Annotated in this window: 1 protein-coding gene; it reads left to right on the top strand. The window is 38.5% G+C overall.

Features of this window, described 5'->3' with window-relative positions; translation table 11 throughout:
- Positions 1–33 precede the first annotated feature (33 nt).
- Positions 34–192: a hypothetical protein gene (locus M72_RS16980; protein ID WP_176694750.1), complete on the top strand. Its 159-nt coding sequence runs from the start codon at positions 34–36 to the stop codon at positions 190–192.
- Positions 193–317: the final 125 nt, after the last annotated feature.

Below are 317 nucleotides of genomic sequence, written 5' to 3'. Positions count from 1 at the left end.
CAAAATCGGAAGTTAACAAAGGAGTACGAATAAATGAAAAAAGCAGCTATTTCTTCCATTATTGCTATTATCTTGGGATACCTTGGCACAGTATTTGGAGCCGAAATAATGAATTGGCCTCAGCTCGGTCCAATTCTTTCAATTGTTGTAATGGGGGCTGCAATCATTACCTCTTTGGAAAATGACAAATAATTGCATGGCAGCTTCCAATTTGTAAATCTCAATAGAATAGCAGTTTATTAGCATCGGTCGGAGAAATCTGATCGGTGCTTTCTTTATGCTCGGCAGAAATGCCGGGCAATTTTTATGCCCATTTT

It is taken from the genome of Roseburia faecis, from assembly GCF_001406815.1.
In the GTDB taxonomy this organism is placed as follows: domain Bacteria; phylum Bacillota; class Clostridia; order Lachnospirales; family Lachnospiraceae; genus Roseburia; species Roseburia faecis.
Note: the sequence above shows the minus strand (reverse complement) of the source record. Positions and strands in the feature narration are given on the sequence as shown.

Coding starts and splice junctions, on each gene's coding strand:
- M72_RS16980 (WP_176694750.1), top strand. CDS start 34: ATGAAAAAAGCAGCTATTTCTTCCATTATTGCTATTATCTTGGGATAC.